18 protein-coding genes are annotated in these 19,659 nt (G+C 62.2%); 14 read left to right on the top strand and 4 right to left on the bottom strand.

Features of this window, described 5'->3' with window-relative positions:
- The gene (locus BLW50_RS26630; protein WP_090707979.1) at window positions 1-1,197 is read left to right on the top strand and encodes an MFS transporter; all 1,197 of its coding nucleotides are present in this window, start codon (window positions 1-3) and stop codon (window positions 1,195-1,197) included.
- Between the two features lie 16 nt (window positions 1,198-1,213).
- On the opposite strand, the gene BLW50_RS26625 is transcribed toward BLW50_RS26630, so the two are convergent.
- Complete coding sequence (locus BLW50_RS26625) at window positions 1,214-2,455, bottom strand: GGDEF domain-containing protein (RefSeq protein ID WP_090707976.1); 1,242 nt, start codon at window positions 2,453-2,455, stop codon at window positions 1,214-1,216.
- 340 nt (window positions 2,456-2,795) lie between these two features.
- On the opposite strand from BLW50_RS26625, the gene BLW50_RS26620 reads away from it, so the two are divergent.
- The 5 genes from BLW50_RS26620 to BLW50_RS26600 all read left to right on the top strand — a co-directional run bounded on the left by BLW50_RS26620 (window position 2,796) and on the right by BLW50_RS26600 (window position 7,540).
- Entirely contained in the window at window positions 2,796-3,122 is a 327-nt protein-coding gene (locus tag BLW50_RS26620) for a hypothetical protein (RefSeq protein WP_090707974.1), read from the top strand.
- A 263-nt stretch (window positions 3,123-3,385) separates the two neighbouring features.
- On the top strand, window positions 3,386-4,645 hold the full coding sequence (locus BLW50_RS26615) for an MFS transporter (RefSeq protein WP_090707971.1): 1,260 nt from the start codon (window positions 3,386-3,388) through the stop codon (window positions 4,643-4,645).
- An 85-nt stretch (window positions 4,646-4,730) separates the two neighbouring features.
- A complete protein-coding gene (locus BLW50_RS26610; RefSeq protein WP_090707969.1) occupies window positions 4,731-5,426 on the top strand; it encodes a cysteine hydrolase family protein in 696 nt (231 codons plus the stop codon).
- 15 nt (window positions 5,427-5,441) lie between these two features.
- Entirely contained in the window at window positions 5,442-6,287 is an 846-nt protein-coding gene (locus tag BLW50_RS26605) for a polysaccharide deacetylase family protein (protein WP_090707966.1), read from the top strand.
- 47 nt (window positions 6,288-6,334) lie between these two features.
- Window positions 6,335-7,540: an MFS transporter gene (locus BLW50_RS26600; RefSeq protein WP_090707963.1), complete on the top strand. Its 1,206-nt coding sequence runs from the start codon at window positions 6,335-6,337 to the stop codon at window positions 7,538-7,540.
- A gap of 69 nt (window positions 7,541-7,609) precedes the next feature.
- On the opposite strand, the gene BLW50_RS26595 is transcribed toward BLW50_RS26600, so the two are convergent.
- Window positions 7,610-8,461, bottom strand: coding sequence for a CE1 family esterase (locus tag BLW50_RS26595; RefSeq protein WP_170850366.1), 852 nt, complete (start codon window positions 8,459-8,461; stop codon window positions 7,610-7,612).
- 155 nt (window positions 8,462-8,616) lie between these two features.
- Here BLW50_RS26595 and BLW50_RS26590 point away from each other — a divergent pair, with 155 nt between their 5' ends.
- Window positions 8,617-9,867: an OpgC family protein gene (locus BLW50_RS26590; protein ID WP_170850365.1), complete on the top strand. Its 1,251-nt coding sequence runs from the start codon at window positions 8,617-8,619 to the stop codon at window positions 9,865-9,867.
- 177 nt (window positions 9,868-10,044) lie between these two features.
- Here the strand turns inward: BLW50_RS26590 and BLW50_RS26585 are convergent, their stop codons facing one another.
- Together BLW50_RS26585 and BLW50_RS26580 are read right to left on the bottom strand one after the other, a co-directional pair.
- Window positions 10,045-10,683 carry a 2OG-Fe(II) oxygenase gene (locus tag BLW50_RS26585; protein ID WP_090707955.1) on the bottom strand — a complete coding sequence of 213 codons (639 nt, stop codon included), beginning with the start codon at window positions 10,681-10,683 and terminating at the stop codon, window positions 10,045-10,047.
- Between the two features lie 101 nt (window positions 10,684-10,784).
- Complete coding sequence (locus BLW50_RS26580; RefSeq protein ID WP_090707953.1) at window positions 10,785-12,773, bottom strand: hypothetical protein; 1,989 nt, start codon at window positions 12,771-12,773, stop codon at window positions 10,785-10,787.
- Between the two features lie 186 nt (window positions 12,774-12,959).
- On the opposite strand from BLW50_RS26580, the gene ettA reads away from it, so the two are divergent.
- From ettA to BLW50_RS26545, 7 genes are all read left to right on the top strand, one after another.
- Window positions 12,960-14,612 carry an energy-dependent translational throttle protein EttA gene (ettA, locus tag BLW50_RS26575; protein WP_090707950.1) on the top strand — a complete coding sequence of 551 codons (1,653 nt, stop codon included), beginning with the start codon at window positions 12,960-12,962 and terminating at the stop codon, window positions 14,610-14,612.
- An 81-nt stretch (window positions 14,613-14,693) separates the two neighbouring features.
- Window positions 14,694-15,095, top strand: coding sequence for a hypothetical protein (locus BLW50_RS26570; RefSeq protein ID WP_090707948.1), 402 nt, complete (start codon window positions 14,694-14,696; stop codon window positions 15,093-15,095).
- A gap of 50 nt (window positions 15,096-15,145) precedes the next feature.
- Complete coding sequence (locus tag BLW50_RS26565; RefSeq protein ID WP_090707945.1) at window positions 15,146-16,111, top strand: DUF1775 domain-containing protein; 966 nt, start codon at window positions 15,146-15,148, stop codon at window positions 16,109-16,111.
- Between the two features lie 263 nt (window positions 16,112-16,374).
- On the top strand, window positions 16,375-16,524 hold the full coding sequence (locus BLW50_RS26560; protein ID WP_139267756.1) for an aa3-type cytochrome c oxidase subunit IV: 150 nt from the start codon (window positions 16,375-16,377) through the stop codon (window positions 16,522-16,524).
- 141 nt (window positions 16,525-16,665) lie between these two features.
- Complete coding sequence (locus tag BLW50_RS26555; protein WP_090707941.1) at window positions 16,666-17,805, top strand: Re/Si-specific NAD(P)(+) transhydrogenase subunit alpha; 1,140 nt, start codon at window positions 16,666-16,668, stop codon at window positions 17,803-17,805.
- Window positions 17,806-17,826: 21 nt separating this feature from the next.
- Window positions 17,827-18,246 carry an NAD(P) transhydrogenase subunit alpha part 2 gene (locus BLW50_RS26550; protein ID WP_090707938.1) on the top strand — a complete coding sequence of 140 codons (420 nt, stop codon included), beginning with the start codon at window positions 17,827-17,829 and terminating at the stop codon, window positions 18,244-18,246.
- 7 nt (window positions 18,247-18,253) lie between these two features.
- Window positions 18,254-19,657, top strand: a complete 1,404-nt coding sequence (locus BLW50_RS26545) for an NAD(P)(+) transhydrogenase (Re/Si-specific) subunit beta (RefSeq protein ID WP_090707936.1) — start codon at window positions 18,254-18,256, stop codon at window positions 19,655-19,657.
- Window positions 19,658-19,659 lie beyond the last annotated feature (2 nt).

The raw sequence follows: 19,659 nt of genomic DNA, 5'->3' as shown, positions 1-19,659 counted from the left end.
ATGCAATATGTGGATTCCGCCACGTCCTGGCGCCGCCTTTCCGCCGCCGTCGTCATTGGCACGATCGGCTCGATCGGCATGTGGTCCTTCGTCGTCGCACTGCCGGCAGTCCAGGCCGATTTCGGTGTGCAGCGCAACGAAGCTTCCCTGCCCTATACGCTGACGATGGTCGGTTTTGCCTTCGGCGGCGTCTTCATGGGCCGCCTCGCCGATCGCTTCGGCGTTTTCGTGCCGCTGCTCATCGGCGCGGTCGCCCTGTCGCTTGGCTATGCCAGCTCGTCCTTCATGCCAACACTGGCCCTGTTCGGGCTGATGCATATCCTGGTCGGGTTCGGCGCTTCCGCCAGCTTCGCGCCCTTGATGTCCGATATCTCGTTCTGGTTCGCGCGGCGGCGCGGCATTGCCGTGGCCATAGCCTCCGTCGGCAATTATCTCGCCGGCACGTTGTGGCCGCCGCTGTTGCAGGCTTTCATCGCGACGCATGGCTGGCGCACGGTGCATCTCGCCGTCGGCGTCATCTGCCTTGTCACCTTGCTACCACTGGCCTTCCTGATGCGCCAACGCGCCCCCGCCGAAGCGCGCGCCAGCACGCCGCCGGCCTCGAAATTCGGCCGGCTCGAGCTGTCGCAGAATGTTCTGCTGGTGCTGCTCGTCATCGCCGGCGTCTCCTGCTGCGTCGCCATGGCGATGCCCCAGGTCCATATCGTCGCCTATTGCGCCGATCTCGGCTATGGCCCGGCGCGCGGCGCCGAAATGCTATCGGTGATGCTTGGCAGCGGCATCATCAGCCGCATCGCCGCCGGCTTTGTCGCCGACCGCATCGGCGGCCTTTCCGCGCTGATCATCAGCTCGACCCTGCAGGGTATCGCCCTGTTCTTCTATCTGTTTTTCGATGGACTGGCGTCGCTCTATATCATTTCCGCACTGTTCGGCCTGTTCCAGGGTGGCCTGGTGCCCATGTATGCGGTGATCGTGCGTGAATATTTCCCGGGCTCAAAGGCGGGTGCCACGCTCGGCTTGATCATCATGGCCACTTTGTTCGGCATGGCCTTCGGCGGCTGGTTCTCCGGCCTGATCTTTGATTGGACTGGCTCCTACCGCCTCGCCTTCCTCAACGGCCTGTTGTGGAACCTGCTCAACGTGGCGATCGTTGCCTTCCTGCTGCTGAAGCGCAAGTTCACGCCCCAGACGGCCTGAGGATCAGTGCTGGCCGTTAGTGCTGGCTTTGCGGGTGCGACGTCGCGACATTGGTCGAGATATCGCGCGCCGCCAGGCGTTCCTCGGCCGCGAACGGCATGACGGCTTTCTGCCATACCGCATAGCAACCGCGATCCTGCTTTGCCGTATAGAGCGCCGCATCGGCATGGCGCAGCACCAGATCGAAGTCGCGCCCCGCCTCGGGACAGAAAGCGATGCCGATACTGATCGTGCTCTGCACGTCCTGCCCGAAAATACCGAAGGACTCGCGGAAGCTCTCGTTGATGCGCTCGGCCAGTTGCAGCACCATGTCGTCGGCAGGAAAGCTTTCGACCACGAGAACGAATTCATCACCACCCAGCCGCGCGATGAAATCCGTCTGCCGGGTGATTTCGCGCAGCCGCTTGCCGGTCTGCACGAGGATCTGGTCCCCCGCTTCATGGCCCATCCGATCATTGATGTCCTTGAAGTGATCGAGGTCGAAATAGAACAGGGCCAATCGCGGCGCTTCCTGCCGTTCGTCAGCCAGCCGTTCCGACAGATGCTCCTTGAAAGCCAACCGGTTCGGCAGGCCTGTTAGAAAATCCAAGCGTGCCGCTTCTTCATCAACGGCGTGACTGACGACGCGCGCACCCAATTGCGCGGCATAGCGGGCGCCGGTGCTGAGAAGCACGGCGGTATAGACAACCAGCAAGCCGGCGAGGAGCAGACTTGTCTGATGCCCCAGCGAAGCGATGGCGGTGGCTGACCCGACAACAATCGGCACCATGAAAACAAACGTCGCCGCCGGCACCGACGCCAGGGTGAAGGCGCCACCGAAAATCATCCCGACGGCGACGCAGGTGAGGATCAATTGCTCATCCGGCGAAGCGCCGGCAAAATACAGAAACGGGATCGTCGCCCACAAGACGCCAAACAGGCCACCCCGAACAATGGCCAGCCGAATACCGCGCTGAGAGGCCACGGCTGGCCGCGGCTTATCGCGCCGCAGGATGAGTCGCAGGAAGAACCAGGCCGAGAGACCGACGACCAGCACGGTCCAGATATTCAGAAAGGGATCAGCGACGCGATTGAGACCGATGCGCAGCACCAGCGCATTGAAGATCGCCGCCAACATCACCACGGGGGAATTATGGGCAATAGCGCTTATTTGCACCGCCCGGACCCGCCCAGCCGTGGCTGGGGGCAGCGGAGCATCGGCCGGTCGTGGATTGCCCTCCAACCACTGACGCGCGATCGTCAACAACGAAACTGTCATTTCACCGCCTGTATCCCCGGTGCGGCAGCGTAGCCCTATTTATGCCGGTAGTATGAAGACCGACGGCTAAGGACTGGTTACGAGATCGGTGGCTCAAGATCGAGTCATTTCCGAAGTGACCGTGATTTGAGAAGGTTAATGAGCCCTCGGCCGGGCTGGGCACCGTTCCGGCGCGCACAGCCGCTGGTAACCAGCCCGCCACAATCTTCAATGCTTTGAACGACATTTCGCCGGCTTTGAATGGCCTAATCCATTGAAACCAGATGATTCGCGCCTCTCAAGCCGGATCTTTGGCCACCACAGGCAACGCCCGGGACAGCCGGACGGGCCGGACAGGACGATGATGATGGGGCCGATGGTAAACGGCGAAGTCACGAGCGGCGAAACAAAGCGCGACATCTGGGCCGAGGGCCCGGCGGTCCTGCGCCTGCGTATGCTTGAATTGAAATTCGGGTTGCAGTCACGCCGCCTGACCGCGCAAGCCCGCCGCGACACCGAACAGGCCATGCGCGACATGCGCCAGGCCGTGCTCGATCTGCCGCCCCACAGCTTCGCCGATCTCGTCGCCAAACTGCAGACCGTCAGTGAGGGCAACGTCGAGCCGAACTCAAAGAACGGCCCGCAGCCTGACAACGTGATCCGTCACGACGAGACGATCTTCGGCTGAAGCAACGCGCCTTGTCGGCGCAATACATTTTGCCTGGCATTTCTTCGAAACAATTCCGGCTTCTAACAAGCGCGCGGCTGTGCCATGGTCGCGTGACAACAATAAGCCTTCGAGGAATCGATGCCACGCACGCTCCCTGCCATCACGCGCGACCTGCCTCACCGCTCCAACATCGTCGCGCGTCACGATATGGCACGCGTGTGATCGTTCATGTCGAACCTATGTGACGTCGGGCAAGAACAACGACCGTCAAGACAACAATCATGACGGAAGTCTCGCCGCAAAGATCATCAATCAAGCGTGCGCTGTCCCATCGCAATTTCGCGATCTTCGAGGCTGGCCTGCTGCCCCACTATCTGACGGGCTGGATTCAACGGGTCGGCGCCGGTTGGCTCGCCTGGGAATTGACTGAGTCGCCGGCCTGGCTCGGCGTGATCGCCGCCGCCGATCTTGCCCCCATGCTGGTCCTGGCGCCGCTCGCTGGCGCATGGACCGACCGGATCAACCCACTGCCCCTGATCCGCGCCGCGCAAGCGATGATCGTCGTGCAGGCCGTGTTGATGTCGGCGCTGATGTATGCTGGATGGATGTCGATCGAAGTCCTGCTCGCCCTGACGATCTTCGTCGGCTGTGTCTATCCGTTCCATTCCTCGGCACGACAATCGATCATCCCTGCGACGATCGCGCGTGCCGACTTCGCCCCAGCGGTGGCGCTCGATTCCGCCTCTTTCCACTCCACCCGCTTTATCGGGCCGGCGATCGCCGCTTTCATCATTCCGCTCTATGACGTGCAAGGCACATTCGTCGCTCATATTTTCGGCAGCGCGATCTGCCTGATCGCGCTACTCATGCTGCGCCTGAAACCGCCGGATCGTTCGCAGGCGCGCGGCCGCCATCTTCTGGCGCAAGTGGCCGACAGCATGGCCTATGCCGCCTGCCACGACGGGCTGCGTCCGATCCTGCTGCTGCTGACCTTTGCCTCGGTCTGCGTGCGTCCCTTGCAAGACATGCTGCCCGGCTTTGCCGGTGATGTGTTCCAAGGCGGCGCGCGCGAGCTCGCCTGGTTCTCATCCAGTGTCGGTGTCGGCGCCATGATCGGCGCCTTCTACATCGCCTGGCGCGGCGGGCTCGCCGGCCTCACCCGCATCACCATGATCGGCTATGGCGGCGCGGGGCTCGCGGCGCTTGTATTCATTGCCACGGAAAATGTCTGGGTCGGCATCCTTGGCTGCGCCGGCATCGGCTTCTTTCTCAATATCATGTCGACCAGCACGCAAGCCCTGATGCAGCTCGCCACCGACGATGCGATGCGCGGTCGTGTCATGTCGCTCTATCTGGTCATCTATCGTGGCATGCCGGCGCTCGGCGCATTGGCCATCGGCTTTGTATCGAGCCTGTTCGGCCTGCAAATGGCCGGCGCGCTTGCTGCCCTTGTCTGCCTGGCTTTCCTGTTGACCATCCTGCCGAAGCGGGCGGCCATCGCCGCCAATTTTGAAAACCCTCAGCGCCGTCCACCGGCATAAGCCCGACGAGGTGGACAGACCGCAGCGGCGATCTATGATGCCCTGAACAACGATCAAGCAACGATAACGATCAAAGGAGGACGAGATGAAGGAATGGATGAAAGTCGTTCCGGCCGAGGAGCGCAAAGCTTATGAATCAGGCGGCTTCATGGGCGCTGGCGAGATTGGCGCACGCACGGCGCTGATCGTCGTTGATGTCACCTATGGCTTCACCGGCTCGCGCGGCCTGACGCTTGAGGAAGCGATCAAGGAATACGGCCCCGCCTGCGGCCCTGCCTCCTGGGAAGCCATGCCGCGCATCGCCCGGCTCATCGCCATGTTCCGCGATCTCGGCCGCCCCGTCGTCTACACGCGCGGCGATGCCTACGACACGCAGTTCTCCGGCCATGCCACCAAGAGTAAGCGGGCGGTGAAATACGCCGGAAAGTTCAACGAATTCCCGCCCGACATCGCTCCGCGCGAAAGCGAATGGATCCTCGACAAGACCAAGGCGAGCGCCTTCTTCCAGACGTCGCTCGCCGCCTATCTGGTCCGCCAGCAGATCGATACTGTGGTAATCTGCGGCGTGTCCACATCAGGCTGCGTGCGCGCTTCCGTCGTCGATTGCTTCTCCAACGGCTTCTCGACCTTCGTGGTCGACGATTGCTGTTTCGACCGCTCGAACTTTGCCCATTGCGCCAATCTGTTCGACATGAACGCCAAATACGCCACCGTCGTTTCGCTGAGCGAACTCGAGGTTGCGCTGCTCGGCAAACAGTTGGAACCTGCAAAAGCAGGTTGAGAAAGCGGTGGCGCGGTGAAGGACAATCCGTTTCCTTACTTTCCCTATCGCGCCATCGTCGATCATCCGCCGGTGAAATGGCCCAACGGCGCCCGCGTCGCCGTTTGGATCATTCCCAATGTCGAGCATTTCCACGTCGAACGCCCCGGCCCCATGCCGGACGTGCGCAATCATTCACGCCGCGACTACGGCAACCGTGTCGGCGTGTGGCGCATCATCGAGGTGATGGAAAAATACGGAATCAAAGGCACCGTGGCGTTGAATGGCGAGGTCGGCCTCTATTACCCCCGCATCATGGAGGAACTCGTCAGGCTCGACTGGGAGGTGATGGGCCACGGGTTGACCAATTCCACCCTGCTGGTCGGCCTTGATGAAAACGGCGAACGCAACACCATTCTTGAAACCCAGCGCATCATCGAACAGCATGGCCGCAAAATGCACGGCTGGCTCGGCCCCGGCCTTGGCGAGACGTGGAAGACGCTCGACCTGCTGAAGGAAGCGGGCTGCACCTATGTCGCCGACTGGGTCAACGACGATCTACCCTACCGCATGAACAACGGGCTCTATGCCATCCCCTATTCGCTTGAACTCAACGACATGCCGCTGTTCAACGCGCCCAGCATCAGCAATGACGAATTTCTGCGCCGCATCTGCGACAGCTTCGACACGCTTTACCGCGAGGGCGAAAGCGGCGGCCGGGTGATGGCAATCGCCTTGCACCCCTATCTGATCGGCACGCCCAGCCGGATCGGCGTTCTCAACCGCGCTTTACAGCATATTTCGGCGCACGACAGTGTCTGGTTCGCGCGCGGCGTGGAGATCATCGACGCCTACAAAATGCAGGACCTTCCCGAACCTTAAGATCACCCACCGTTTGACCTGAACGAACCGGACTGCGAAAAGCCCTCATGTCCGCTTTCGACACCATGCGCACGACATTCAAGCAGGACCGGCACATCTGGCCGCTGCTGATCATGATCTGCTGCTCGATGATGGGCACCGGCATGGTCGTGCCGATGCTGTCGGTCTATGCCGCCACATTCGGCGTCACCAGCACGCTGGTTGGCATGTTGGTGACAATTTTCGGCATCGGCCGGCTCCTCGCCAATTTTCCCGCCGGCTGGCTCAGCCAGAACGTCGGCCGCCGCCCGCTGCTGGTGGCAGGCCCCGTCATTGTCGCCGTCGGCAGCCTCGGCGCCGCGCTCACCTCGGGCTTCGTCGAACTGTGCTTCTGGCGTTTCGTTCAGGGCGTCGGTTCCGGCATGTACCTGACCGTTTCGCTCGCCGCCCTGGCCGATATCTCGACGCCCGCCACCCGCGCCCGCATCGTCGGCCTTTATCAATTTGCCCTACAGATGGGCGCCACCCTAGGCTCGGTCTTCGGCGGCTTCATAGCCAAACTGTTCGGCCTCACCGCGCCGTTCTGGGCAATGTTGGTCATCTCGCTCGCCACCGCTCTTGTCGCCGTCTTCAGCTTTCGCGACAGCAAGCCCGCGCCGGGACGCAGCCTGTCGGGCGCTTTGGCGAGCGAACAGCGCGGCATGTTCAGCGCGCCGTTTCTCGGCATTTCTTTCGTCAGCTGCATCGCCTTCTTCACCCGCACCGCCTGCATGTTCCAGCTCATCCCGCTGATGGGCCAGGACAACTTCGGCCTCGATGTGAGCCAGATCGGCATCGGCATCGCCATCATCGCCGGCACGATGATGCTCGTCATGCCGTTCAGCCAATTGTTCATCGAAAAAGTCGGCGCCCGCATGGCCGTGGTCTATTCCATGCTCGGCATGGCCGCCGGCCTCGCCGTCATCGTCATCGGCCCGCAGCAATATTGGTTTTGGTTGTGCATGGTGCTCTATGGCCTCACCGGCGGCTTCAACGCCCCGGCCGTCGGCGCCTATTCCATCGCCATCCTGCCACGCCGGCAATTCGGCTCTGGCCTGGGCCTGCAACGCACCATCAGCGATATTGGCTATGTGGCAGGGCCCGTGCTCATCGGTCTCGTCGACGATCTCTCGGGCTTCGGCCACAACGGCGGCATTCTCGCCAATGTCGGCCTGCTGGTGGCCTCGACCCTGGTCTTCATTCTGGTCAGCCGCAACACCTCGACGGACAAATAGATTCATGGCGTTTTGCAGTTTGACTTAGTCAAACGCACAAAGACGCGTTTCTATCGAACGTAATTTGCTCTAACGCCGCGCCGTCGCTGCCATTTGCCCCTTGAGCCAATTGAAACTATCAACGATCCAGCTCGCTTCGATCGTATGACCACCATCGTGCCGGCAGAACTCCGCCGCCTTGCCGCTGGTACAGGTCGCCGCAGTCCAGCTCCGGCAAGTGAGCGGACCGCGCACGGCAACACGATCTGGCTCCGCCCCACAGCCATTGCGCACCAGCAGCCGGCGAAAGCTCTCGTTGGCATCGCCCTGTTTGTAGAGACCGTTGCGGAGCGAACGCCCGGCGATCGGCACCGTCTTGTCGGCCATGCCGTGAATGTGACGCAACATCACCGGGCCGCCAGGGCAGTCTGTCGGCATCGGCTCCCAATAGGCGCCCGACATCGGTGCATAGCCGGCGAAGGCAGGCCCCATCCGGCAGGCGACATACCAGACCATCGAACCGCCGACGGAAAAGCCCGCCGCCAGCGTCCGCGACGGATCGATCGGAAAGCGCTTCTTCACATCGGCCAGCACCGCCGCGACATAAGCAAAATCATCGCGGCTGCCGCTGATCTTGCCGGGAAACGACCATGAATGGTCCTCGCCATCCATCGCCACCAGCAAAATGCCGGCCTCATCGAGCGGCGGCTTCATGTAGACGTCGGCCATGGTGGTGGCGGCGCTGTCGCCATAACCATGGAAATAAAACAGCGCCGGCAGAGCCGATTTACCGTCCCAGTGGGGCGGCGGGCGCACCAGATAGGAGCCTCCCGCGACCACGCAGGGCGTGCTGTCGGAACAGGCCCAGGCGGCGCTCACCGCACTGAAGGCCAGCACCCACAAGACAGCCCAGAAAGCTCGAACCACCCGGTTTTGGATCACGCGATCCTCCCGCCGTTTGCGCAAGACTATAGGGTTTGGAGCCATGAACAAGCGAACGTGAATACCGCCGCCTTGAAGCCCTCACACCCGCATGCCATGACCTTAACTTGCTGATGCCCCATGCGCGTGGGCATTTATTTACTGGGAAGCGATCTATGGACAGCGCCATAACCCAGCCGGCGAAACGGGTGCGCGATCCGCGTCTTGATTTCTTCCGCGGCATCGGCATGTTCATCATCTTTGTCGCCCATACGCCGGAAAATTTCTGGGCCCAATGGATTCCGGCGCGCTTTGGCTTCAGTGACGCTGCCGATCTCTTCGTCTTCTGTTCCGGCATGGCATCGGCCATCGCCTTCGGCGGTGTGTTCGCCGCGCGCGGCTGGCTGATCGGCGCGGCCCGCATCCTCTACCGGGTGTGGCAGGTGTATTGGGCCCATATCGGTTCGTTCATTGTCGTCGTGTCCTTCGCGGTGGCGATGGATCATTGGCTCGGCACCAACCTCTATGCCAGCCAGCGCCTCGGCCTCGATCCCTTCTTCGCCGACGCGCCGATGAATCTGGCGCGGCTCGCCACCCTCACCTATGTGCCCGACTGGTTCGACATCTTGCCGATGTATCTCGTGCTGCTGGCGATGATCCCGATCGTCATGGCGCTCGCCGCGATCAACAAATGGCTCGTCGCGCTCTTTGTCTTCAGCTTGTGGATCGGTGCCAATGTCTTCGGTCTCAATCTCGTCGCTGATCCCACCACCGGCCGCCTCTGGTATTTCAATCCCTTCGGCTGGGCGCTGATTTTCTTCACCGGCTTTGCCCTGATGCGCGGCTGGTTGCCTGCCCCGCCGCTTGACCGGCGTCTGGTCATCGCAGCGGCAGCCTTAGTCGTGCTGCTCATCCCGCCCTCTTGCCAATTGATGTTTGCCTGCGACGGCGGCTGGGGCTCGTCGATCGGACTTGAGCGCGTCTATCGCGCGCTGGCGCAATTCGACAACAAGACCAGTTATGGCCCACTGCGCTACGTGCATTTTCTCGCGACCGCCTATCTCGCCTGGGCCGCTGTCGGCGAAGGTGGACGCAGGCTCGCAGGCCCGTTCACCGAATTGATGCGCCGGGTCGGTCAGCAGACCCTGGCGGTGTTCCTCACCGGCCTGTTCATGGCCCAGGCCTGCGGCATGCTGATGGATTGGCTCGGCCACGGCTTCGTCGCGACGACAGCCGTCAACCTCTTTGGCCTGATCGTCCTGACCATCGCCGCGCTCGTGGTACACTGGTTCAAGTCGAACCCTTGGCATCAGCGCAAAGCTATGCCCGCGCAAGCCGCTGTTAAGATGCCAGATGTACCAGCCACAACGGCAAAACAACCGCGCGCTGACGAGCCCTCACGCAGCTTCGCGAGACGAACGCTCTAAAATTTCTTTGCCTTTGAACTGCGCGCGAACGCCATGCCGTCATTGCGAGCACAGCGAGCAATCCAGGAGTAAAGATGTGGGATCATAGACGAATATGCCTGCACTACAGGCATTTCATGACACTCTACCACGCGCCCCTGGCTTGCTTCGTCGCAACGCTCCTCGCAATGACGAAGATCACACCGATTGCGGCAAGATCGCTTGCTTGACCTTCTTCAGCCGCGTCGACCAGCGGTGCCGGCCCTGCTCGCGGTCGACGACCGATTGATCGAGCACCCAGTTGAGCTGGATGGCGCGGCGCGGACCAGCAAACGGCTTGTGGCCGTGCCAGGAATTCTCCGAGCGGCGGAACACCAGCAACGTGCCGCCATAGGGCGGCACTTCGGCCACCGTGGACTCAAGATCATCGCCCTTGCGCAGAATGCGCAGGCGACCACCATCTGAATCCCACTTCTGATTCATGTAGAGCAGGACGGTGATGATCTTGGTCTTCGAATCCGTATGGATTTCGCCATCGGTATCGCGCACATAGCCGCGCACCGTGTACATGGTCGGCCGGCCCGTCAGCTCGAGACCGAACTTGTCTTCGATCGCCTTGCGGAATTGCGGCCCTTCCAGCTCCTCCATCAAGCCGGCGAAAGCGCCCTTGATCTTCAGCTCCGACGGCGGATGCGAGCCAGCGCCCGGCACATCGGGAAAGTCAGCGCTTACTTGCGTGAACGTATCCGGACGGATGAAGTCCTCGACGATCAGGAAATCGTAAGGATCACGTTCGAGCGGTGTCCGCTCCAAGGCGGCATAATCAAGATAGGTCATGGTCAAACGATACGCCCCGTTACGGCGAATTCAAGGCTGAACAGAAAACCGGCCGCTCAAGCGGCCGGCACCTTGAAACGATTACAATAAAGAGGGAGCGATCAGGCCGAATAGGCCGACGCGATCGCCATCCCCTCCCGCATCTGGCCAACCGACACCGGGTGGCGATTGACCATGGCGACCGCCTTCAAGGCGCTCGCCAAAGCTGCATTGTCGAACGCTACTTCAGCATCGTCCGCCTTGCCGGCAACGCCGCCATGCAGGGCCTGCTTAAGCTGCGCATCGCCACTGCACTCCACCGCCAACGCCAAAGCGAGCGGCGCGAAGGCGGTGCTGCGCGTGCGCGCCAGCTTGTAGAGATTGATGAATTGCAACACCCGGCGCGGCGAACTGCCAGCAAGCACAGACAGGGTTTCGAGCAAATTCGCCTCGCCCGCACGCATCGGCGCATCAAGCACCGACACGGCGGCATCCAGCGCCTGCAAGCCATTGTTATTGGCAACGAGTTGCGGACCGGCTTGGCCGGCTGGCGCCAGCAGGCCTTTCACAAAGGCGCCGTAACCACGGCTGATGGCATTGCCGACATTGAACGGCGTCTGCAGCAGTTTCGACAGACGGCCGCGCGCCTCCGGCGTGGCGCCGACCACATCGGCATCAACACTGGCGATCGTTGCGTAGACCGGGTGTGAGAGCGCCTGGGTGACGTCATCGAGGAGCGCCAGGGCCTGGGGCGCGGCGACCGCATCGAGATTATCAATGGCAACGACAATACGCTGAGGCCGGCGCTCTTCCGGCGCTGTGGCGAGCCCGGCCAGAAAGGCCCGCGCATCCGCATCAGCAGAACCGCTGTTCTTGACGAAGGGCGACGCGGCGTCCTGCGCCACGCCAGCACGCGCGCCTTGAGCAACGGCGCGGCGCTCAGCCTCCTCGGCCCGACGCGCCTGTGAATCGGCGTCAGATCCCAGATCGTCAACAAGCCGCGTCTGATTGGAAATCAGATGATCCAGCTCATGCCGGCGCGCATCCATGTCGGCGCTGAGATGGCTCACGCCACGATAGATCGGCGCGACGAAGCGGAACGCCCGCACCACGTTGAGCGCCAGCATAGCCAGCACCAACCAATTGCAGAGCGATCGCAAAGAACCGAGCCAGCTGGCATTCTTCTGCACGAAAGCCGCGACCGGCTGCGCCTGTTCGCCAAGCCCCTGGATCCATTTAATCCAAGTCGGCAGATTCAATTCCGCATGGCCAAGCGCCCATGCCAGCGCCGAGAAGATAACCGCATAGACCAGCAGTTTCGTCTGGCCGCGGAACGCCCACATGGCGTGCATGAATGTCGAGACGCGGCCGACGATGCCCGGCCGTTCTCCCACATCGCGGACCAAGTCCTTATAGGTGGCGACGGGATCATTGTTGTCGAAGCCAAAGGCACGCAGCCGGCTCTCGATGCTGCCACGATTGGAGCGCGCATAAGAATCGATGCGCGAACCCGACGTCTGATACAGCACCGTTTCGGCGAGCCGCGCCCGGCGACCCGACAATTCGTGCAATTCCTGCCGTTCCGCATCGAGTTTGCGGCGCAGTTCCATCAAACGCTCGGTGGCGGCACGCGCCGCGGCGCGCGGATCGAGCGAACTGGCGACGATCTCGTCGGCGAGGCCGGCCTGTTCGCCGGCCGATGATTTGCGCAAGGCATCGTAGACCGAGGCAGCGAGCGCATTGACCGGATTGCCATCGGCTCGCCCAGCATCGAGCCGCGCCACGGTGATTCGCGACAGGAACGGGCTGGTAGCCCCAGCCGCCGTCGCGCCACCGCGCAATTGTTCAACCATGGCGAGCAGACGGTTGAGCGCGAAACTCTTGCCCGAGCCCGATCCGCCGAAAATACCGATCGTCAGCGGCCCCTGTGCGCGCTTATGCGCGATCAGTTCGGCGACGCCGCTGAGGGCATTATCGAGGCCCAGCGCATCCGCGCCATGGGGCCGATCGGCGGAATGTGGGATGCCCTGTTCTTCGTTAGCGAGGGCGGGCGATCCGAAAACCGGTTCGGTACGGCCGTTAAGGGTCTGAATCTGGCTGGAATCGTTCAAGAATAATCTCCAGAGCCGAGAACTGGGGGGGCGCAAATCAGCCCTCGGTTTTTAACACAAGGGGCTGATCGCGATACACAGCGAATATGGCCCGTTCGCGACGATAAGGATAGCTGGACCCCAGCACGCCGCACGGCTACAAGGCAGCCCAATCTCCCATGAGTTTTTTATACAGGATGTGACGCCATGGCGCGCCAGTTCATCTATCACATGCAGGGCCTCAACAAGACGTGGCCGGGCGGCAAGAAAGTCCTCGAAAACATCCACTTGTCGTTCTATCCGGACGCCAAGATCGGCGTGCTCGGCGTCAACGGCTCCGGTAAATCGACCCTGCTGCGCATCATGGCCGGCATCGACACCGAATTCACTGGCGATGGCTGGGTCTCCGAAGGCGCCAAGGTCGGCTACCTGCCGCAGGAACCGCAGCTCGACACGTCCCTCGACGTGCTCGGCAACGTCATGCTCGGCGTGAAGCCCAAGAAGGACATTCTCGATCGCTACAACGAATTGGCGATGAATTATTCCGACGAAACCGCCGACGAGATGACGCGGTTGCAGGACGAAATCGAGGCACAGGGCCTGTGGGATCTCGACAGCCAGGTCGAACAGGCGATGGACGCGCTCGGCTGCCCGCCGAACGATTGGGCCGTCGAGAACCTCTCGGGCGGTGAACGCCGCCGCGTCGCGTTGTGCAAGTTGCTGCTGGAAAAGCCGGAACTGCTGCTGCTCGACGAACCGACCAACCATCTCGACGCCGAAACCGTCAATTGGCTCGAAGGCCATCTGCGCGACTATCCCGGCGCCATCCTGATCGTTACCCACGATCGCTACTTCCTCGACAACGTCACGAGCTGGATTCTCGAACTCGATCGCGGCAAGGGCATTCCCTACGAAGGCAATTACTCGGCCTGGCTGCAGCAAAAGCAGAAGCGCCTGGCGCAGGAAAGCAGCGAGGACAAAGCACGTCAGCGGGCTCTCGAAGCCGAATCCGAGTGGATCGCGTCATCGCCCCGTGCCCGTCAGGCCAAAAGCAAGGCGCGTATCCAGCGCTATGACGAGTTGCTCGCCAAGCAGAATGACAGGGCGCCGACAACCGCGCAGATCATCATTCCGGTGGCCGAGCGCCTCGGCAACAATGTCATCGATTTCGAGAATCTGTCGAAGGGCTTTGGCGACAAGCTTCTGATCGACGGCCTGTCGTTCAAACTGCCGCCGGGCGGCATCGTCGGCGTCATCGGCCCCAACGGCGCCGGCAAAACCACGCTGTTCCGCATGATCACTGGCCAGGACAAACCCGATTCCGGCACCGTGACCATCGGCGAGAGCGTCCAGCTCGGCTATGTCGACCAATCGCGCGACAGCCTCGACGACAAGAAAACCGTCTGGGAGGAAATCTCCGGCGGCAATGACATCATTTATCTCGGCAAGCGCGAGATCAATTCGCGCGGCTATTGCTCGACCTTCAACTTTAAGGGGCCGGACCAGCAGAAGAAGGTCGGCATGCTGTCGGGCGGTGAGCGCAACCGTGTGCATCTCGCCAAAATGCTCAAGAGCGGCGCCAACGTCCTGCTGCTCGACGAACCGACCAACGATCTCGACGTCGACACCCTGCGGGCGCTGGAAGAGGCGCTGACCGAATTCGCCGGTTGCGCCGTCATCATCTCCCATGATCGCTTCTTCCTCGATCGTATCGCCACCCACATGCTCGCCTTCGAAGGCGACAGCCATGTGGAATGGTTCGAGGGCAACTTCCAAGACTACGAGGAAGACAAGAAGCGCCGCCTCGGCAACGACAGCATCATTCCGAAGCGCCTGAAATACAAGAAGTTCGCCCGATAATCGCACACTGCGACATCAAAGCTGCTTGAAACGGCCCTGCCCGCGCTTGACGCGCGGACAGGGGCATGGCGGGAATGCTCCATGCGCCGCGCTTTCGCATTCCGCTTCACCTCCCTGCGCCTTGGACTGGTCATTCTGGCCGTCCATGCAATGCTCGGCATGGGTTTTGTCGATGCGGTGGTGCGCTCGGCCGCCGCCTCGTCCCTGCCGGCTGGCGTCGGCGTGCTCTGTCTGTCGGATTGGTCGGGCAATCCTGGCGATCCACCGCCACACCGCGCCGGCCATGACGGCTCGTCGCTCTGCCCGGTCTCCTGTTTCCACTTCGTCGCATCGACGCCCCATGCGCCGGCCTATCAGCCGCCACAGCGCTCTGCCTCGTTCGATGAACAGACGGGCGTCCATGCCTCGCTTCTCTTCCCCGCACCAGGCGGCCGCGAAGGCGCCCCCGTGCGCGGGCCCCCAATGATCGATCCCATCGCCTGAAACACCCAAAGTCCGCGTCAGCGGATAGTTTCCATTGCAAGGATCGATCGATGACCACGTATCCCACCAAAGCGGCACTGGCCGCACTCTGCACGCTCGCTTTCACCGGCCTGGCGCAAGCCCATGCCACCCTGCAACAAGGCGAGGGCAAGGCCGGCGCCACCTATCGTGGCGTTCTGCGCGTGCCGCACGGCTGCGAAGGCACCGCCACGCTGAAAGTCCGTGTCCGCATTCCCGAAGGCATCTATTCGGTAAAGCCCATGCCGAAGGCCGGCTGGGAGCTCTCAACCGTGAAAGCCGCCTACGCCAAGACCTATCAGGATCACGGCACGCCCGTAGCCGAAGGCGTCAAGGAAATCGTCTGGAGCGGCAAGCTGCCCGACGACAATTATGACGAGTTCATCTTTATCGGCACGATCTCCAAGGACCTCCAAGACGGCACGAAGCTGTATTTCCCCACCGTGCAAGAATGCGAGAAGGGCACGGCGAACTGGACCGACATTCCCACAGGTTCGGAACGCGTGGCCGCAGGTGCGCCTGTGGTGCGTGTCGTGGCCACCGCCACGGCGCCGGCGCCGAGCGAATATACGATCGGCAAGATCAAGGTCTCGACGCCTTGGACACGCGCCACGCCAAAGGGTGCGCCGGTCGGCGGCGGTTATCTCAGCATCACCAACACTGGCACCGAGCCCGACCGGCTGATTGGCGGCACCTTCCCCAATGCAGCCAAGGTCGAAGTGCATGAAATGTCCATGGACAATGGCATGATGCGCATGCGGCAATTGCCGAAGGGCCTCGAAATCGCGCCCGGCGCGACGGTGGACCTGAAGCCCGGCGGCTATCACCTGATGTTCAACGGACTGACCGCGCCGATCGCCGAAGGCAAGCCAGTCTCTGGCACCCTGATCTTCGAGAAAGCCGGTACGCTCAATCTCAACTGGGCGGTGAGCCCCATCGGCGCGCCCTCGGCCCCCGCGAGCGGTGGCGGCGGCGAGGAAGGCCATCACCACCACTAACAACGGGCTTCATTCATTCCGTTTCCAACCCAGGCCAGCGCTTACAGCGCTGGCCTTTCTGTTGATCGATCCGGCGGCGCTGCATCGATCCGTGGGTAAATCACACGGTGCCTGATAAAGCCCGGAAAATGGACGCTTTATATTGACAAGCTCACGGCACGATCTTTGACAATCTGTCGCCTCTGATTATGGCGTCGGCAATTGCCCCACCGCCACAATTCCGCTACATCGGACGGGGCTTTTTTAGTTTTCTTGAGGATATGATGGCCGATAACCACGCTGAAACAACTGCGCATCCCGATATGGATTACGCGGAACACGAAAAAACCTACGCGCTGTTCCTCACGCTGGCCAAGGGCGCCACGATTTTCTGCATCGCGATCATGGTTTTCATGGCAGTCACCCTGCTCTAGCAGGCACGCTGCTCTGAGTGTCGCAGGCTGGGCAAATTTGCAGCTGCACAATTTGCCGGCCCATCTGCCCTTCCACGCCCGCACCCGCCGCTCCCAGTTTCTGAGCGCGGCTGCCTGACCGTCCCAACCCCGGAGCGTTGCATGCGCATTGCTGTTCCAATTGAAACCGAAGGCAATGAGACGCGCGTCGCGGCCACGCCAGAAACGGTGAAGAAATTCATCGGCCTGGGCGCCACGGTGACGGTGCAGAGCGGAGCGGGCATCAAAGCCGGCATACCCGATAGCGAATTCGAAACGGCCGGCGCCAAGGTCGCACCGTCCGCCGCTGACGCCCTCAGCGGCGCCGAAGTGGTTCTCGCCGTGCGGCGTCCCTCGGCCGAGCTGCTGTCGCATGTGCCCAAGGGCGCGGCGGTCATCGCCACCATGGACCCCTATGGCAATGACGACGCCCTCAAGGCCATGGCCGATGCCGGCGTCGAGGCTTTCGCCATGGAATTCATGCCGCGCATCACCCGCGCGCAGGCGATGGACATTCTATCGTCGCAGGCCAACCTCGCCGGCTATCGCGCCGTGATCGATGGCGCTGGCGAATATGGCCGCGCTCTGCCGATGATGATGACGGCGGCCGGCACCGTGCCGGCGGCGCGCATCTTCATCATGGGCGTCGGTGTCGCCGGCCTGCAGGCCATCGCCACCGCCCGCCGCCTCGGCGCCATCGTCACCGCCACCGACGTGCGGCCGGCGACCAAGGAACAGGTGGAATCGCTCGGCGCGAAGTTCTTGGCCGTCGAGGACGAAGAATTCCAGCAGGCCCAGACAGCCGGCGGCTACGCCAAGGAAATGTCCAAAGAATACCAGGCGAAACAGGCGGCGTTGACCGCCACTCATATCGCCAAACAGGACATCGTCGTCACCACGGCGCTCATTCCCGGCCGCCCGGCCCCCAAACTGATCTCTGCCGACATGGTGCGCTCGATGCGTCCGGGCTCGGTGATCGTCGACCTCGCCGTCGAGCGCGGCGGCAATTGCGAACTGGCCAAGCCCGGCGAAGTCTATGTCACCGACAACGGCGTCAAGATCGTCGGCCATCTCAATGTGCCCGGCCGCCTCGCAGCCACGGCCTCCAGCCTCTACGCCAAGAACCTCTACGCCTTCGTCGAGACCATGATCGACAAGGAAAAGAAGGCGCTGGCGATCAATTGGGACGACGAACTCGTCAAGGCGACCTTGCTGACGCGGGGCGGCGCCGTCGTTCACCCGAATTTCCAGCCGAAGGCGTGAGACTGACGCGAGGAGCGACCTATGGCCAATGAAGCAAGCAAACAATTCATCGACGCAGTCTCCACAGCCGCGCAGAACTACGCTGACACGCTCGCCGCCGCCGCTGGCAGCGCCGCCCATGCAGCGTCTGGCGGAGCGATCGATCCCTTCGTCTTTCGTCTCGCCGTTTTCGTCATGGCCGTCTTCGTCGGCTATTACGTCGTCTGGTCGGTGACGCCGGCGCTACACACGCCGCTGATGTCGGTGACCAACGCCATTTCCTCGGTCATCGTCGTCGGCGCTTTGCTCTCGGTCGGTGTCGATGCGTCGACGCCGGGCGACGACGGCCCGCTCTGGGCCCGTGTCTTCGGCTTCGTCGCGCTGATCCTGGCCTGCGTGAACATCTTCGGTGGCTTCCTCGTCACCGAACGCATGCTGTCCATGTACAAGAAGAAGGGGTGAGCCGGTTATGAACGCCAATCTCGCCACGCTTCTCTATCTCATCTCCGGCATTCTCTTCATCCTGTCGCTGCGCGGGCTGTCCTCGCCCGCCACGTCGCGCCAGGGCAATCTCTTCGGCATGATCGGCATGGGCCTCGCGGTCGTGACGACGCTTGCCTATAAGATGCCGTCGGGCCTCTCGGCCTGGATCCTGGTCATCGTCGGCATCGCCATCGGCGGTGGTATTGGCGCCTGGCGCGCCCGCACCGTGAAGATGACCGACATGCCGCAGCTGGTCGCCTTCTTCCACGCGCTCGTCGGCCTTGCCGCCGTGCTCGTGGCGGCTGGTGCGCTCTATGCGCCGCAGGCCTTCGGCATCGGCGCAGTCGGCGCCATCCATGGCGCCAGCCTGGTGGAAATGGCGCTCGGCGCGGCCATCGGCGCGATCACCTTCACCGGCTCGATCATCGCCTTCGCCAAGCTTGACGGACGCATGTCGGGCAAGCCGATCATGCTGCCGCAGCGTCATGTCATCAACAGCGCGCTGGCAGCGGCGACCGTCATCCTGATCATCATCTTCATGGTGACCGAAAGCCATGCCGCCTTCTGGCTGATCGTCCTGGCGGCCTTTGCCCTGGGCGTGCTGCTGATCGTTCCCATCGGCGGCGCCGACATGCCTGTCGTTGTCTCGATGCTCAACTCCTATTCCGGCTGGGCAGCGGCGGGCATCGGCTTCACGCTCGGCAATCTGGCGTTGATCATCACCGGCGCGCTGGTTGGCTCCTCGGGCGCCATCCTGAGCTACATCATGTGCAAGGGCATGAACCGCTCGTTCATCTCGGTCATCCTCGGCGGCTTCGGCGGCGAAACCGATGCGGCTGCTGCCGGCGCGGTCGAAAGCCGCCCGGTCAAGCAGGGCTCGGCGGAAGACGCGGCCTACATCATGAAGAACGCCGGCAAGGTCATCATCGTGCCGGGCTATGGCATGGCGGTGGCGCAGGCGCAGCATGCGCTGCGCGAAATGGCTGACATGCTGAAGAAGGAAGGCGTCGACGTTTCCTACGCCATTCATCCGGTGGCAGGCCGTATGCCGGGCCATATGAACGTGCTGCTGGCCGAAGCCAACGTGCCTTACGACGAAGTGTTCGAGCTCGAAGACATCAACTCGGAATTCGCCCAGGCGGACGTCGCCTTCGTCATCGGCGCCAATGACGTCACCAACCCGTCGGCCAAGACCGATCCGAAGTCGCCGATCTTCGGCATGCCGATCCTCGACGTCGAGAAGGCGAAGACCGTGCTGTTCATCAAGCGCGGCATGGGTTCGGGCTATGCCGGCGTCGAGAACGAGCTGTTCTTCAAGGACAATACGATGATGCTCTTCGCCGACGCCAAGAAGATGGTCGAAAATATCGTCAAGGCTCTTGGGCACTAAGC

It is taken from the genome of Beijerinckia sp. 28-YEA-48 (assembly GCF_900104955.1).
Taxonomy (GTDB): domain Bacteria; phylum Pseudomonadota; class Alphaproteobacteria; order Rhizobiales; family Beijerinckiaceae; genus Terripilifer.
Note: the sequence above shows the minus strand (reverse complement) of the source record. Positions and strands in the feature narration are given on the sequence as shown.

Coding starts and splice junctions, on each gene's coding strand:
- BLW50_RS26630 (WP_090707979.1), top strand. CDS start 1: ATGCAATATGTGGATTCCGCCACGTCCTGGCGCCGCCTTTCCGCCGCC.
- BLW50_RS26585 (WP_090707955.1), bottom strand. CDS start 10,683: ATGACCTATCTTGATTATGCCGCCTTGGAGCGGACACCGCTCGAACGT.
- BLW50_RS26555 (WP_090707941.1), top strand. CDS start 16,666: ATGCGCATTGCTGTTCCAATTGAAACCGAAGGCAATGAGACGCGCGTC.
- BLW50_RS26600 (WP_090707963.1), top strand. CDS start 6,335: ATGTCCGCTTTCGACACCATGCGCACGACATTCAAGCAGGACCGGCAC.
- ettA (WP_090707950.1), top strand. CDS start 12,960: ATGGCGCGCCAGTTCATCTATCACATGCAGGGCCTCAACAAGACGTGG.
- BLW50_RS26545 (WP_090707936.1), top strand. CDS start 18,254: ATGAACGCCAATCTCGCCACGCTTCTCTATCTCATCTCCGGCATTCTC.
- BLW50_RS26610 (WP_090707969.1), top strand. CDS start 4,731: ATGAAGGAATGGATGAAAGTCGTTCCGGCCGAGGAGCGCAAAGCTTAT.
- BLW50_RS26620 (WP_090707974.1), top strand. CDS start 2,796: ATGATGATGGGGCCGATGGTAAACGGCGAAGTCACGAGCGGCGAAACA.
- BLW50_RS26590 (WP_170850365.1), top strand. CDS start 8,617: ATGGACAGCGCCATAACCCAGCCGGCGAAACGGGTGCGCGATCCGCGT.
- BLW50_RS26560 (WP_139267756.1), top strand. CDS start 16,375: ATGGCCGATAACCACGCTGAAACAACTGCGCATCCCGATATGGATTAC.
- BLW50_RS26570 (WP_090707948.1), top strand. CDS start 14,694: ATGCGCCGCGCTTTCGCATTCCGCTTCACCTCCCTGCGCCTTGGACTG.
- BLW50_RS26615 (WP_090707971.1), top strand. CDS start 3,386: ATGACGGAAGTCTCGCCGCAAAGATCATCAATCAAGCGTGCGCTGTCC.
- BLW50_RS26625 (WP_090707976.1), bottom strand. CDS start 2,455: ATGACAGTTTCGTTGTTGACGATCGCGCGTCAGTGGTTGGAGGGCAAT.
- BLW50_RS26550 (WP_090707938.1), top strand. CDS start 17,827: ATGGCCAATGAAGCAAGCAAACAATTCATCGACGCAGTCTCCACAGCC.
- BLW50_RS26565 (WP_090707945.1), top strand. CDS start 15,146: ATGACCACGTATCCCACCAAAGCGGCACTGGCCGCACTCTGCACGCTC.